General features: G+C 71.2%; 12 protein-coding genes. 7 read left to right on the top strand and 5 right to left on the bottom strand.

The features are described 5' to 3' along the window. The first annotated feature begins 352 nt into the window (after window positions 1-352). Entirely contained in the window at window positions 353-637 is a 285-nt protein-coding gene (locus ADK86_RS03365) for a hypothetical protein (protein WP_159393762.1), read from the top strand. On the opposite strand, the gene ADK86_RS03360 is transcribed toward ADK86_RS03365, so the two are convergent. Further along, window positions 606-1679, bottom strand: coding sequence for an alkene reductase (locus tag ADK86_RS03360; RefSeq protein ID WP_053695200.1), 1074 nt, complete (start codon window positions 1677-1679; stop codon window positions 606-608). The two genes, ADK86_RS03365 and ADK86_RS03360, sit on opposite strands and share 32 nt — an antisense overlap. Window positions 1680-1806: 127 nt before the next feature. On the opposite strand from ADK86_RS03360, the gene ADK86_RS03355 reads away from it, so the two are divergent. Both ADK86_RS03355 and ADK86_RS03350 read left to right on the top strand, forming a co-directional pair. Further along, window positions 1807-2181 carry a MerR family transcriptional regulator gene (locus ADK86_RS03355; RefSeq protein WP_053695199.1) on the top strand — a complete coding sequence of 125 codons (375 nt, stop codon included), beginning with the start codon at window positions 1807-1809 and terminating at the stop codon, window positions 2179-2181. A gap of 706 nt (window positions 2182-2887) precedes the next feature. Further along, window positions 2888-5821, top strand: coding sequence for a helix-turn-helix transcriptional regulator (locus tag ADK86_RS03350; RefSeq protein WP_053695198.1), 2934 nt, complete (start codon window positions 2888-2890; stop codon window positions 5819-5821). 92 nt (window positions 5822-5913) lie between these two features. Here the strand turns inward: ADK86_RS03350 and ADK86_RS03345 are convergent, their stop codons facing one another. Beyond that, complete coding sequence (locus ADK86_RS03345) at window positions 5914-7194, bottom strand: glycosyltransferase family 4 protein (RefSeq protein WP_053695197.1); 1281 nt, start codon at window positions 7192-7194, stop codon at window positions 5914-5916. Window positions 7195-7440: 246 nt separating this feature from the next. Between ADK86_RS03345 and ADK86_RS03340 the strand changes: the two genes are divergently transcribed. Genes ADK86_RS03340 through ADK86_RS40425 form a run of 4 tightly spaced genes read left to right on the top strand, consistent with a single transcriptional unit; the run spans window position 7441 to window position 11849 of the window. Further along, window positions 7441-8133: a response regulator transcription factor gene (locus ADK86_RS03340; protein ID WP_053695196.1), complete on the top strand. Its 693-nt coding sequence runs from the start codon at window positions 7441-7443 to the stop codon at window positions 8131-8133. Beyond that, entirely contained in the window at window positions 8126-9790 is a 1665-nt protein-coding gene (locus ADK86_RS03335) for a sensor histidine kinase (protein ID WP_053695195.1), read from the top strand. Before ADK86_RS03340 ends, ADK86_RS03335 begins: the two co-directional genes overlap by 8 nt. After that, the gene (locus ADK86_RS03330; protein WP_053695194.1) at window positions 9787-11328 is read left to right on the top strand and encodes a hypothetical protein; all 1542 of its coding nucleotides are present in this window, start codon (window positions 9787-9789) and stop codon (window positions 11326-11328) included. The genes ADK86_RS03335 and ADK86_RS03330 overlap by 4 nt, the downstream gene beginning before the upstream one ends. Before the next feature lie 50 nt (window positions 11329-11378). Next, window positions 11379-11849 (top strand): pyridoxamine 5'-phosphate oxidase family protein, encoded by a 471-nt coding sequence (locus tag ADK86_RS40425; protein WP_078951754.1) that lies wholly within the window; start codon window positions 11379-11381, stop codon window positions 11847-11849. On the opposite strand, the gene ADK86_RS03325 is transcribed toward ADK86_RS40425, so the two are convergent. From ADK86_RS03325 to ADK86_RS03315, 3 genes are all read right to left on the bottom strand, one after another. Further along, window positions 11843-12247, bottom strand: coding sequence for a VOC family protein (locus tag ADK86_RS03325; RefSeq protein ID WP_053695193.1), 405 nt, complete (start codon window positions 12245-12247; stop codon window positions 11843-11845). The genes ADK86_RS40425 and ADK86_RS03325 overlap by 7 nt on opposite strands. Before the next feature lie 242 nt (window positions 12248-12489). Next, complete coding sequence (locus ADK86_RS03320; RefSeq protein ID WP_030594667.1) at window positions 12490-13377, bottom strand: undecaprenyl-diphosphate phosphatase; 888 nt, start codon at window positions 13375-13377, stop codon at window positions 12490-12492. A 182-nt stretch (window positions 13378-13559) separates the two neighbouring features. Beyond that, window positions 13560-14261 (bottom strand): TVP38/TMEM64 family protein, encoded by a 702-nt coding sequence (locus ADK86_RS03315; RefSeq protein WP_107088404.1) that lies wholly within the window; start codon window positions 14259-14261, stop codon window positions 13560-13562. Window positions 14262-14440 lie beyond the last annotated feature (179 nt).

Genomic DNA, 14440 nt, shown 5'->3' with positions numbered 1-14440 from the left:
GCGTCCGCGCACCGGCCGGGGTCCGGACCGGTCAAGATGGTGAACCGGTCAGGAACCCGCACCGGCCGAGGTTTCGAACCGGCGGCAGCCGTAGCCGCACAGCACATAGTGCCCCGGCGATAGCCACGAGGAGACCGGAACGGGCAAGCAACGGCCGGGTATTACCGTATGGCCGTGCCGTACGCGGAGATAAGTGGCCGTACGCGGCGCACGACTTGCCTCGTCCCCTGGGGGTTCGGTGAAGTACAGAGTCGCCCTCGTGGCGTTGTTCCTTGCACCCGCGGTGTGGGGAACGGCGAGCGTCGTGCGTTCCCTGACGGCCTCGGGGGAGGTCGTGTGTCCCGGGGAGAATGTGCGCGACGGGGAAGAGCACCCGGGCCCGATGCGCCCCGGTGACACCCGGTGCTCGGTGCTGGACGGGGCCACCGCGGTGGCGACACGTACGTACGACGAGCAACGGGACCACCAGGCCCTGGAGCGGCGGCGGAACGCCGGGAACGGAGCCGTACTCATGCTGTACGGCGCCGCGGGCACCCTCGTGGCGTGGCGTGCCACCCGTCCGCGCCCGATGCCGGACGCGGACCGGGAGCAGGGCCGCCGTCCGGTCAGGCGGTGTACTGGTACGACGGATACGTGATGTAGCCCGCGTCGCCGCCCTGGTAGTACGAAGCCTCGTCGACCGGGGCGATGGGCAGACCGGTGCGCAGCCGTTCCACCAGGTCGGGGTTGGCGATGAGGGCGCGTCCGAAGCTGATCAGATCGGCGCCGAGCCCGAGCCAGTGGTCGGCGGCGGCCCGGTCGGCCTGCTTTGGGCCCATCGGAACCGTCGGGTTGACGATCAGATTGCCCGGCCACGCGCGGCGCAGCCCGACCAGCAGCTCTTCCTCGGCCGTGGCCTCCAGATGGACGTAGGCGAGGTCGAAGCGGGCGAGTTCGGCGAGCAGGGCCGCGTACAACTCGGGTACCTCGGTCTCCGTAACACCCCAGAAGGAGGCGCCGGGTGACAGCCTGATGCCGGTGCGGGCCGCGCCCACGGCGTCCACCGTGGCGGCGACCGCTTCGACGGCGAAGCGGATGCGGTGGGCGACCGGGCCGCCGTAGGCGTCGGTGCGCAGGTTGGCGTTGGAGGAGAGGAACTGCGAGATGAGGTAGCCGTTCGCGCCGTGCAGCTCGACGCCGTCGAACCCGGCGTCGACGGCGCGCCGGGCGGCCTCGGCGTACGAACGGGCCTGCTCGGGCACCTCGGAGGTCTCCAGGGCGCGGGGCACCGGCGCGGGCTGCGGACCGGACGGGGTGAACACCTCGCCGACGGCGGCGACGGCGGACGGGCCGACCGGCCGCAGGCCGGTGGTGTCGGGGTGCGAGACCCGGCCACCGTGCATGATCTGGGCGAAGATACGCCCGCCGTTGATGTGCACGGCGTCGGTGACGGGCCGCCAGGAGGCCACCTGCTCGTCGGTGTACAGCCCCGGCGTCCCAGGGTTGGACTGCCCGACCAGGCTCGGCTGCACCCCCTCGCTGACGATCAGTCCGGCGCTGGCCCGCTGCGCGTAGTGGACGGCCATCGACGGGGTGGCCAGGCCGCCGGCCGCGGCCCGTACCCGGGTCATCGGGGCCATCACGACACGGTTGGGCAGCTCCAGGCCGCCGAGGCGGTGGCGGTCGAACAGCGTGGTCATGCCGGAACTCCTTCGTACGGATCACACGGTCACAGCCCCCTGAGCGGCGGGCCCGACAGGTACGCTAAAACCTGACATCAATGTGAGAGGCAAGTCCTGTGAGCGGGGACACAGCGGGGAGGGCGCCATGCGGATCGGGGAACTCGCGGCGCGGACCGGGGCCAGTGTCCGTTCGCTGCGCTATTACGAGGAGCAGGGGCTGCTCACCAGCACCCGCAGCGCCGGCGGGCAGCGGCACTACACCGAGTACGAGATCGAACGGGTCGCCTTCATCCAGCGCCTGTACGCGGCCGGGCTGTCCAGCCGCACCATCGTCGAACTGCTGCCGTGCGTGGACGCGCCCAGCGCCGAGCACTCCCACGCCGCCCTGGAACGCATGGCCGCGGAACGCGAGCGGCTCTCCGCCCACATCGCCGAGCTGCTGCGCACGCGCGACGCGCTGGACGCGCTGATGGCCGCGGCGCAGGACCACCGCGACGCCGCCTGCCGGGCGGCGGTGTGAAACGGGCGGGTTCTCCTCCCGTACATAAGCCCGCACAAAGCTCCCGACGGTCCGGACAAAGGGCTGACCAGGTCGGACATCCCTGAATTGGCCGGGGAATTCGGCAGAGCTTGTTCACCGACGAGCGTGAAAGGGCGGCGCCCACGGGGGCGTCGCCCTCCGGCCGTGTGGGCGGGCGGCGGTCGGGCCGTCAACTTCACCCGGCCCGACGGACGGGTTCGCGGTGCCGCGCAAGCGGAACGGCCTGGCGGCTCCGTCGGCTGATCATTACGACGCATCGGAGCTGGACACGGTACTTCTGGCGTAGTCCGGTCGATAGATGTGGAATCAGCCGTGCGGTGCGCACAATGATGGGCACCGCACCACAAGTGCGCAGTGTGACGAGGCGTGCACCAGGAGACGTCCGCGCTTCGCGGACCGACCAGCGATCACGCGTCTCCGACCAGCGATCACGCGTTCCCGACCGGAGACCACGCCTCTCCGACCACGAGATCACGTATCCCCGACCACGAGATCCGCTGTGGCCGTGCGGAGGCGATGACCCGTGACGACGGCGGCCGGGCCGCCCGAACCGCCTCCCGCGTACCACGAACCGCGAGGGAGCGGCAGGTCACCGCGCCGCATCCACATGCTGATACGTGCGACGAGACGCAACCCCGGCCCCGGGGCCGCCGTCTGGCAGGGCGAGAAAGGGAGTAGGGGTGAGATGAACGACGGTTGCAGGGGGGACCGAGCCGTCCGGGACGCACCGCGGCAGGCGGGGCCCGTCCAGCCGGTCCGCGAGGGCCCGCTGCCGTTGGCCGGGCGCGCCGGTGAGCTGGCGGTCCTCGACGAGGTGGCGGAACAGGTACTGGCGGGGCAGACCCGCGTCGTACAGCTCGCGGGCAACGCGGGCATGGGGAAGTCGGCCCTGCTGCACCACTGGCTGGACGGTGTCCGGCGGTTCCGCGAGGTGCGGGTGCGCTGCCACCGGCTCCGGCGCGACTTCGCCTTCGGTACGGTGCGGCGGCTGCTGCACCCCGTGGTCGCGGCGGCCGGCGAGCAGGACCGCCGGGCACTGCTCGACGGGGTGGGGGACGCGGTGCTGCGCATCCTCGACCCGGAAGGGCCCTGGGGCGGCGATCCGGATACATACACCGACGCATCCGAGACGCTGGCGGGCCTGGACCGCCTCGCCTTCCGGCTGGCCCGCCGGGAGCCGCTGCTGCTGGCGGTCGACGATCTCCAGTGGATCGACCCGCCGTCGCTGCGGTGGCTGGCGCACCTGGTCCACCGGGCGGACACCCACCCGATCCTGGTGGCCGTCACCACCCGTACCGGAGAGCGCCCGGCGCCCGGCGACCTGTACGACGCCCTCGTGCACCCTGCCGCCTGCCGCACCCTGGCATTGGAGCCGCTGAGACCGGCGGACGTGGCGCGGCTGGTGGCGCTGGAGTTCGGCGAGCCCCGGCCGGACCCGTCCTTCTGCGCCGCCTGCCACGCCGCCACGGAAGGGCACCCGCTCTTCCTGCGCGCTCTGCTGTGCGACGCCCGGCGCGGCGGCGTACGGCCCACGCAGGAGGACCGGGACCGGATCAGGAGCTTCGGCCTGCCCACGCTGCTGCGCGAGGTGCGGCAGCGGGTGGCCCAGGGGTCCCCGGCCGTGGCCGAGCTGGCGCGCGGGCTGGCGGTCCTGGGCGACGGGATGCCGTGGTCGCTGCTCGCGGCGTACTGCGGCACCGGTGAGGCGGTGGTGCGTTCGGCGGGGGCGGAGCTGCGCTCGCTCGGGCTGCTGGGGTCCGGGGAAGAGCCGGGCTTCGTCCACCGGGTGGTACGGGATGCCGTGCTGGCGGAGTGGACGCCCCAGGAGGTCGGCGCGGCCCACGCCCGCGCCGCCCAGGTCCTGTACCTGAGCGGGCGCCCCGACGAGGAGGTGGCCGCGCACGTCATGGCGGCCGGCCCGGTGTCCGGCACCTGGCCGCCGGCAGTCCTGCGCCGGGCCGCCGGGGAAGCGCTGCGCCGGGGCGCGGCCGAGACCGCCGTGACGTATCTGCGGCACGCGGTCTTCCAGCCCGCCACGCCGGGGGAGCACGCCCGGGTGTTCCTGGAGATGGCCATCGCCGCCAGCCACTACGACACCGCGCTCGCGGCCTCGTACAGCACAGCCGCGCTGGAGAACCTCACCGACGATGACGCCCGCTCCCAGGCCGTCGCGGTACTGGCGTACTCCCACCTGATGTCACGCGGCGGGCGCGCCGGCAGCCCCGACCTGGCGCGCCTGGTCACGGAGCTGAGCGCGCGCACCGGCGCCGCTGCCGCTGACCGTGAGTCCCTGCTGCGGATGCAGGCACTGATCGAATGGCTGGAGCTGGAACGCCCCTCGATCCGGGGCACGGTCCGGGCCGAGAAGCGCGCTGCCGCCGTCGACCTGGACGGCCGTACGTCCGGGGAGCGGCAGCTGCTCGCCGTCCGTGCCTTCGCGGCCCTGCGGGCGGGCGAGCCGGCCGACCGGGTCACCGAGCTGGTCGACCGGGCCCGGGCGAACTCACCGGCGCTCTCCCACGACCTCTTCCCGCTCCACTACTTCGTCGCCGGATCGCTGCTGTACCTGGACGACCTCGATGCGGCCGATGCCCTGTGCAGTCGGCTGCTGGACGGGACGAAAGACAGAGGAATGGAGCTGCTGGCCTCCTCCTTGATGGTCTACCGCTCCGCCGTCGCGCTGCGCCGGGGGCACGTGGCGCAGGCCGCCGAGATCGCGCGAACCGCCTCCGAGCGGCCCCACGCGCACGGTGAACTGCCGTACCGCATGACGCTGGACACCATCACCCTCGACACGCTCCTGGCCAAAGGCGACCTGGAAGGCGCCGAACACCTCGCCGCCCCCCACACCGCCGTGGACCAGGCGGAACCCTCGTGGGAGTGGCCGCGGTTCCTCATGAGCCTCGCGGCACTGCGTGCCGCTCAACGGGACCACCGCGGTGCGCTGACCCTGCTCCGCGAGAGCGGCCAGCACTTCGAGACCGCGGGCATCGTCAGCCCGGCCATCGGCCCTTGGCGCTCCCGTGCCGCCGCCGTCAGCCTCCGACTGGGATACGGGCGCGACGCACGGGCGCTCGCCGAGGAGGAACTCGAACTGGCACGGCGCTGCCGAATACCACGCACCATCGGCGTGGCCCTGCATGCCGTCGGCCGGGTCACCGGGGGTACGCAGGGCCTGGACCTCGTGCAGGAAGCGGTGAGCGTCCTGGAGCGCACGCCCGCCGAACTGGAACTGGCGCGCGCCCTGCACACGCTCGGATGCGCCCTGCTGCGGCGCGACGACAAACCCGGGGCCCGTGCGGCATTGCGCCGCGGCCTGGAACTTGCAGTCAAATGCGGAGCCTCCGCAGCGGCACGCAACCTCCAGCAGCAGCTCCACGAAGCGGGCGGCCGGACACCCGACCCCTGCTCTTTGACGGCCGGCGAGGAACGTGTCGCCGCACTCGCCGCCGAAGGATGGAGCAACAAGCAGATAGCCGAGCACCTTTACGTCTCTCTGCGGACCGTCGAAACACATCTGACCGCCGCTTACCGCAAGTTGTGCATCGGCGGACGGCATGAATTGCCCGAGGCGCTGAAGGGTGTGTCCTATGCGGTGGGGCGGGTGGGGCATGCTTAGCGGCAGGTAGCCGGCCCCTGGTAGCTGCCCGGGGAAGCTCTTCGCCTGGACGTGGCGGGTCACCAGCCGCGGGCGACGGGGAGCAGGCGGGCTTACAGCGCGCCGAGCTTGCTCACCATGGCACGCGCGGTGGAGCGCATGGCGTGCGCGGTATCGATGGCGCGGGTACGCGCGTGGAAGCCGGCTTTGCGCCGGAAGCCGACCGAACGGCGTCCGGGGCCGCGCCGGAGCAGGTCCTGAAAGAGATCCTGGTGGCGCTCGGCTATGAGCGCGGGATCGAAGCGGGACGAGTTGCGCAGCGCCGCCTCGCCCATGCGCCGGCGCAGCCGGTCATCGCCTACGAGTTGGAGCAGCGCCGCGGCCAGGCCGCCGACGTGGCCGGTGGGCACGAGAAGGCCGTCGACACCGTCCTTGATGATCTCGCGCGGTCCGACGGGGCAGTCCGTGGCGACCACGGGCAGACCACACCGCATCGCCTCGACGATGGTCATGCCGAACGACTCGCGATCAGAGGCCGAGGCGGCGATCGAACCTTTCGCCCATTCCGGTTCGAGCGGGTCGGCCTTGCCCATGAGATGCGCCTGGCCGCTCAGTCCCAGTTCATCGATCAGGCTGGTGAGGGATTCCCGCTCATTGCCGGTGGTGTCCCCTTCGCCGAAAATCCGGAGATGCCAGTCCGGGTGCTTGTCGGCCACTTCGGCGAACGCCTTGATCAGGAGATCGTAGCGCTTGAGCGGAATCAGCCGTCCCGCCGCGACAATGGTCTTTCCGCTGCCGTCGGCAGGCTCGACGGCAGCCCGGGGAACGCTGTTCGGTATCGCTTCCACCCGTACGCCCGGGAGATTGAGCCGACGGTACGCCCGGGCGTCGGACTCGGACACCGTGGTGATGGCATCCAGCAGCTGATAGCGATGACGTATCTCGTGCCGCAGCCGGAAACCGTGGCCCGAGAACGTCAGGTGCTCCTGCCCCACGCGGATGCCGGCCGCGCGCGTCTGGCGGGCGATGTGCGTGTTCAGGCCGGGCCGGGTCCCGACGACCACATCGGCCTCCAGCCGCGACAGGTGGTGGCCGATACGGTCGTCCGTGAGACGGCTGTACTGCCGGTGCCGTCCGTCCGCGCGAGGGAAAACCCTGGCGGGCTCCGCATGGCGGGGATCATCGCCCTCGAAATCGGCGGAGCCGGCCCGCAGATCCACAAGAGGGGTCAGCCGCACCTTCGCCGGTACGTCCATGACCGGAACATCGCGGTGCCGGAACACCGACACCATCTCCACGTCATGCTGCTCGGACAATACCGAAGCAAGGTTGTACGTGGCCCGAACGGTGCCGCCGATTCCGTAGGCATTGTGAATGAGAAAGACAATGTGCATGGGTTGCCTAACCGTCAAAAGCGTCGCGAGTTCGGGCCGTCTCCCTTCCCGTGGTGACGCGACCGATGGGCGGCACCGGAACGCATGGCACGGCTTCCGGCGCGCGGTGCGGGAAGGGCTGGGCGGCTGCATTCTGCGCACACCGACCCGAAGAAAACCTGAAGATCCGACGAGAGTGTCCGGCGCTGCCGGAAGCCTGAAGATTCCTTAAGAAAGCAAAGCGAAAAGTGTGCCAGGCTTGATGGCGTGCATCGCATTCTGCTCATCGAGGACGATCCCCAGGTCGGCCCCGCCGTCCGACGCGGCCTGACCGCCGAGGGGTACACCGTGGAGGTCGCCACCGACGGCGTCACCGGCCTGGAATTCGCACTGGCCGGGGACCACGACGTCATCGTTCTGGACGTGATGCTGCCCCGCCTGCACGGCTACGGGGTGTGCGGCCGGCTGCGGGCCGCCGGCGTCACCACACCGGTCCTGATGCTGACCGCGAAGGACGGTGAGCACGACGAAGCCGAGGGGCTGGACACCGGAGCCGACGACTACCTCACCAAGCCGTTCTCCTACGTCGTCCTGCTCTCCCGGCTGCGGGCCCTGCTGCGACGCGGTGGCAGCTACGGCACCTCGCCCGTGCTGAGCCACGGGGACCTGTGGGTCGATCTGGCCACCCGCCGGGCCGGACGCGGCGCCACGGCCGTCCATCTCACCGGCAAGCAGTTCGGCGTGCTCGCCGCGCTGATCCGCGCCAACGGGCGGGTGCTGTCCAAGGGCGAGATCCTCGACGAGGTGTGGGACCCGGCCTTCCGCGGTGACGCCTCGATCGTGGAGGTGTACGTCTCCGCCCTCCGCCGCAAGATCGACACCCCGTGGGGGACGCGCTCGATCGAGACCGTCCGCGGGTACGGCTATCGTCTTGCGCCCATCGGGAGCATCGGTGACTGAACAGGCCGTTCCCACGGGACGCACGGGACGCACGGGACGCACGGGACGTCTGGGCCGCCCGGGCCGTCCGGGCCGTCCGGGCCGTCCGGACCGCCCGGGCCGTCCGGACCGCCCGGGCCGAACGGCGGAGCGCAGGCCGCGGACCGGAGTACTGCGGTGGGTACCGACCGAGATCCGGGCCGCAGTTGTCGCCGGGCTCGCCGCCTGTGTCGTCTTCACGGCCGGAGCGTGGTGGCTGCGCGGCCACGTACACGACGAGACCCTTGAGCAAACCGCCCGCCTCGCCACCGTCCAGGCCCGCACCACCGCGGCGACCGAGCCGACCGCGGACCAGAGCCACGTCTTCGAGCTGGGCTTCTGGCCCAAGATCGAGATCGACGACAGGGGCCGGGTGCACCCGGCCCCCGGAATCGCCGTCACCCTGGACGGTCTCGCCGAACTCCTGCCGCCCGCCCCGCCCGACGCCGGCGCCGACTGGACCCGTACCGTCACGGTCAGCGCCGAGCGAACCCGCGGTCTGGCGCAGAGATGGCGCGCCCAGCTCGAAGCCGCCCTCCCGCAGGGAGACGATGCCGCCGCCGCGACCACCCGGACGCAGGCCCGTCTGCGTATCGAGCGCCTGCTCCACCGGGACATCACCGCCGTCGCCGCCCGCTTCACCCTCCCCGCCCACCGCTGCACCGACCCCGACGACGCACCCGGCAGATGCCGGCGCACCGTCTACCACCTGGTCCCGCCCGACGACGCCGACGCCGCGGTCGCCTCCCTCGACACGCCCCTGAAGGCAGGCGTCCCCGCCGCCGCGCTGATCGTGGCGGCCACCGCCTGGATCACCACCCGCCGCTCCCTCGGGCCCGTCGAGGCCATCCGCGCGCAGGTGGCGGACATCACCGACACCACCGACCTGCACCGACGGGTCCCCGTACCGGTTGCCCGCGACCGGATCCGCGCTCTGGCCGAGACCACGAACTCCACCTTGAACCACCTCGAAGAAGCCGCCGAACGGCAACGCCGTTTCGTCGCCGACGCCTCCCACGAACTCCGCTCGCCGATCACGGCCCTGCACACCCAGCTCGAAGTCGCCCTCGCCCACCCCGAACACCTCACCGACGCCGTCCAGGACGCGCTCAAGGCCACCGACCGGCTCCGCCGCGTCACCGACGATCTCCTCTATCTCGCCCGCCCCAGCACGCAGGAGCTACGGGACGTCGTCGACCTGGTCGAGATCGCTCACGAACTGGCCCATGAGTACGGTCACCGCGGCCTGCCGGTCGTCCTCGGGCCGTTCCCCGAAGAAGCGCCCGTAAGAGGCGACGCCCTCCAGCTCCACCGGCTGCTGCGCAACCTCCTCGACAACGCCCACCGGCACGCCGCCGACCGCGTCACCCTCACCATCACCCCGCAGGCACACGGCTGGGACATCTCCGTGCACAACGACGGCGCCCCGCTCGGCCCGCAGGACCTGGAACGGGTCTTCGAACGCTTCACCCGCCTCGACGAGGCCCGCGCCCGCGACACCGGCGGCAGCGGCCTCGGCCTGGCCATCGCCCGCGACATCGCCCACCGCCACCACGGCACCCTCACCGCCCACACCAACCACCCCCGCCCCGGCACCACCTTCACCCTCCACCTCCCGGCGACGAAAGCAACACCGTGACCGCCACCTCGCCCAGGCCCGCCGTGGCCGTCATACCCGGCGCCTCCGTCGGCCGTGCCCTGCTGAGGGGCGCGGCCGGTTCGGCGCCGCCGGCCGTCGCGCTCGTCCTCGGCATATGGGGCAACTGGGCTCCCTCCGCATGGACCGACGAGATCGTCACCATCGACGTGGCGCGGCGGTCCTGGCCGCAGCTGATGGAACTGCTGGGGCGGGTCGACGCGGTCCACGGCCTGCACTACGTGCTGATGTGGCTGGTCGGGCAGCTGAACGGAGGGCTCAACGAGTTCACGGCGCGGGTGCCGTCCGCGGCGGCGGTGGCCGTCGCGGCAGCCGGCCTGTCGTGGCTGGGGCGGCTGCTCGGCGGTCCGCGTCTCGGGCTGTACGCGGGGCTGCTGCTCGCCGTTCTGCCGACCGCGTCACGCTACGCGCAGGAGGCCCGCTCGTTCGCCTTCGTCATGGCGGTGGCGGTACTGGCCACGGGCGTCCTGGTGAAGGTCTTGTCCAGCCCGGCCGGGGGCCGGTGGCCGGCCGGATATGCCGTGCTGATCGCCCTGCTGGGCTGGTTCAACCTGCTGGGGCTGCTGCTGGTGGCCGCCCACGCGGTCACCGTGATCCTGCGGCGCCCCGGCCGCCGCGTCGTCGTACGCCTGCTGCTGGCCCTGACCGCGGGCCTCACCGCCGTAGTCCCGCTGCTGATACTCGCCGCCGCCCAGAGCTCCGCCGTCGGCGACGCCGCACCGGTCACGGCCGGAACCCCGTTCAACTACTTCACCTGGCTCCTCACTCCCGGCCAGGCCACCCTCCCCACCGCACTGAAACTCCTGCTCACCTCCACCGCCCTGGCCGCCTTGGCGCTTCTCGCGATACGTCGGCACAAGGCGCCGTCCCTGGCCCTGGCGGTCGGCGTGCCCTGGCTGGCCGTGCCCCCGCTGCTCCTCATGGCCGTCTCCCTGGGCCACCCGCTCTTCGCCTACCGCTACCTGCTGTTCTGCCTGCCGGCCCTGGCCCTGCTGCTCGCACTGGCCGCCACCGTCGTCCCCCCGTACCAGCAACTGCTGCTCGTACTCCTGCCGGTCGTCCCCCTCTATGCGTCCCACCGGGCCATCCGCCAGGAGGACAGCCGCCAGTGGGACACCCACGCCGTGATCCGCATCCTGCGCATCCACGACGCCCCCGGCGACGCCGTCCTCTTCAGCGGCGCCCGGTGCGGACTGATCGCCACGGCCTTCAAGGAGGCGTTCACGGCGCGCCCCGACCTGGGCACGGACCGAACGGCCGCCACACTCGGCACCCTCGACCATCTGCCCGCCACCCCGGCACTTCTGCAACAGCGCCTGACCCACACACCCCGCGTCTGGCTCATCACCTGCAACCATCTCTCCGCCGACGCCCGCCAGGCCGCCATCCGCACCGCCGCAGCGCAGAAGCAGGCCCTTGTCCGGGGAGGGTTCTTTCCGGCTTTCCATCGCAGTGCGCCTGGGGTGGACGTCACGCTTGAACAACGCTCCGCTGAGGGGGCCATCGGTCGTTGGGAGTAGGCCCTGTGCCCCAGGCGTGCTTTGCACCTGCTTGGTTAGGGTCGGTGCTCATGGAGACCACGGCAACCGTTCGTCGCCGGACGGCGGAGCGTATGCGCGACACCCTGGAACGACTCGCTACCGAGCGGGACATCTGGGTGTCGACAGCTCACCCTGATCACGGACCGCACCAGGTGCCGCTGTGGTTCTTGTGGGATGGGCAAGCAATATGGATGTGCACCAGCGCCACTTCCGTGACCGCGCGGAACGTCCGCAAAGAACCGCGCGTGCGCCTGGCACTACCGGACACCTTCGATGTGGTGCTCCTCCAGGGTGAGGCGGAATGCTTCCCGGACCAAGAAGTGCCCGCAGATGCGGCGGAGGCGTTCGCCGGCACATTCGGGTGGGACCCGCGCGGGGAAGAGGATTCTTTTCTGTATGTACGGGTGGTTCCGAGGACTGTGCGCGCCTGGCGTGGCGAGCCGGAACTACGGGGGAGAGTCATCATGCGCGAGGGGAAATGGTGTTGCGGTTCTCAATGAGCGTTGTGGATGCAGAAGGGCTGGCCCGCGGGGTCGAGGAGGACTGTCCAGTGCGTTCCGCCGGGTTGGTGGGCGGGTTTGGTGGCGCCCAGTCCTAGGAGCTGCTTCTCGGCTGCTGCGGCGTCGGGGAAGGTGAGGTCCATGTGGAAGGGCAGGTCTTCCTCGGGCCAGTTGGGGGCCTGGTAGGCGGGAGAGGTGTAGAAGAGGTACATGACCCCGTTTGTGTGGAAAGCGCTGGCGGCGCCTTCGCCGTTCTCGGCGGGGTAGGTCTCGGTGACCGTGGTGCCCAGAGCGGTGGCGTAGAAGTCGGCGAGCTGCCGGCCGTCGCGGGCCCACATCGCGTGGCACACGACTTTCCCGGACAGGGGACCAGTGCTGCCGGTGGTCTTGTCGCTCATGGCGTCTCCTTGCCCGAGGCAGGGATCAGCGGACGACTTTGCTGCCGAAGTGGCCGCCGAAGCCCTGGCCCAGGCTGAATCCGATGGCGGGGTGCGGGTGCGCTTACATCTCCATGCCGCGGGCGCTGACGAGTGGGCCGAGGTCGAGGATGTCGGTCCAGCCGTAGGACTTCAACAGGGCCACGGTCTGGTGCTCGGCGCCGGTGCGCAGGCTTCACGCGCCACCAGGGGGAGCCGTCCCCTCACCCCGCCGACTCTCCCGCGTGCGGGCTCAGTACGCCCGCGCTGACCAGCGCGAACAGGGCGATGCCGAGCAGGATGCGGTAGATGACGAACGGCATGAAGCTTCGGGAAGAGATGAAGCGCATAAACCATGCGATGACGGCATATCCCACGACGAAGGCAATGACCGTGGCGAAAATGGTCGGCCCCCAGGAGACATGGCTCGCGGCCGCTTCGCTGCCGAAGGCGTCCTTGAGTTCGTAGACGCCGGAGGCCAGGACGGCGGGGATGGCGAGGAGGAAGGAGTAGCGGGCCGCGGCTTCGCGGGTGTAGCCCATCAGGAGGCCGCCGCTGATCGTGGCGCCGGAGCGGGAGACGCCCGGGATCAGGGCCATGGCCTGGCAGACGCCGTAGATCAGGCCGTCCTTGACGTTCAGGTCGGTGAGGGTCTTGCGCTGTTTGACGGCGCGGTGGCGACCGCCGGACTCGTCGCGGGCGGCCAGGCGGTCCGCGAAGCCCAGGACGACACCCATGACGATCAGGGTGGTCGCGATCAGCCGCAGGTCACGGAAGGGACCCTCGATGGCGTCCTTGAGGGTGACGCCCAGCACCCCGATCGGGATCGAGCCGACGATGACCAGCCACCCCATCTGGGCGTCGTGGTCGTGCCGCAGCTCACGGTTGAACAGGGAGCGCGCCCAGGTACCGACGATCCGTGCGATGTCCTTGCGGAAGTAGATCAGGACGGCGGCCTCGGTGCCGATCTGCGTGATCGCGGTGAAGGCCGCGCCGGGGTCCTGCCAGCCCGCGAACGCCGCGGTCAGCCGCAGGTGCGCGCTGGAGGAGATGGGCAGGAACTCGGTCAACCCTTGGACCAGGCCGAGGATGAAGGATTCAAACCAGTGCATCGGAGCTATGCCATCCAGAGGGTGATCAAGCGCTTACCCGGTGAAGGTGCGGGTCAGGCGGTACGAGGGCGGAAGGGACAGGAGTGCGTGCGGCGGCCGGAGGGATCGGGGACCGGTTGGGGGGCAGCGTAGCGCCCGAAAGTGTCCGGGGGGTCAAAGGGCTCTTTCCGGACGCCCGCCGGTCAACGCCCCCGGATTGACGCACGTTTGCGCCAGGCCACGGCCACCGCGGCCAGGCCGGAGACCACGATGAAGGCGGTGGAGATCAGGAAGGCGGGCGAGGTGGGCGACGAGGCGCGGGCACCGGCGATGACGTACGCGGCGGTGTTGGGCACGCTGCCCAGCGTCGTGGCCAGCAGGAACGCGCCCCAGCTCATGCGGGAGACCGCGGCGCAGTAGTTCGTCGCGCAGAACGGCAGGCCGGGGAAGAGGCGGATCGCCATCATCGAGCGGAAGCCGTGCTCGCTGAGCTGCCGGTCGGCGGCGGTCAGCCAGCGGGCCCGCAGCAGGGGCCGCAGGGCGTCCTGCCCCAGCAGGCGGCCGAGCCCGAACGCGAGGCCGGCGCCGAGGACCGTACCGGCCAGCGCGGAGAGGAAGCCGGGCAGGCTGCCGAAGATCGCGCCGGCGGCGAGGTTCAGGACCGGGCGGGGGACGAAGGCGGTGGTGCACACTCCGTACGCGAGTCCGAAGATCACCACGGCACCGCCGCCGGCCCACGCCGGCGGCCATCCGTGGGCGAGCAGCCGCTGCGGCTGCCAGACGACCATCGCGATGGCGGCACCGGCGAGCAGTACGAGGAGTACGGCGAGCCGGGCCCAAGGGGAGAAGAGCACACGCGTGCAGCGCGCGGCGAGGCCGTCGGGCGTTGCGGCGGGTTCGAGCATCCCGGGAGCGTAACCGACAAGCGTGGCGTGAAGGTGTATTCACGGTCGCTCGTGGGTGAAGGGGGAGGGCGTGAGGATGTGGGGGAGGAAGGGGAGGAGGAGGGGAGTGAAGCTGGTGGGAAGAGATGAGGTCTACGGGGGTATGGGGACCGTTCGGGCGCGCGCCCGCTGTACTCACC

Origin of the sequence: Streptomyces sp. NRRL F-5755, from assembly GCF_001279365.1 — a bacterium.
Classification (GTDB): Bacteria; Actinomycetota; Actinomycetes; order Streptomycetales; family Streptomycetaceae; genus Streptomyces; species Streptomyces rimosus.
The sequence above is the reverse complement of the archived record's forward strand: the minus strand, read 5'-3'. Positions and strand labels throughout refer to the sequence as shown.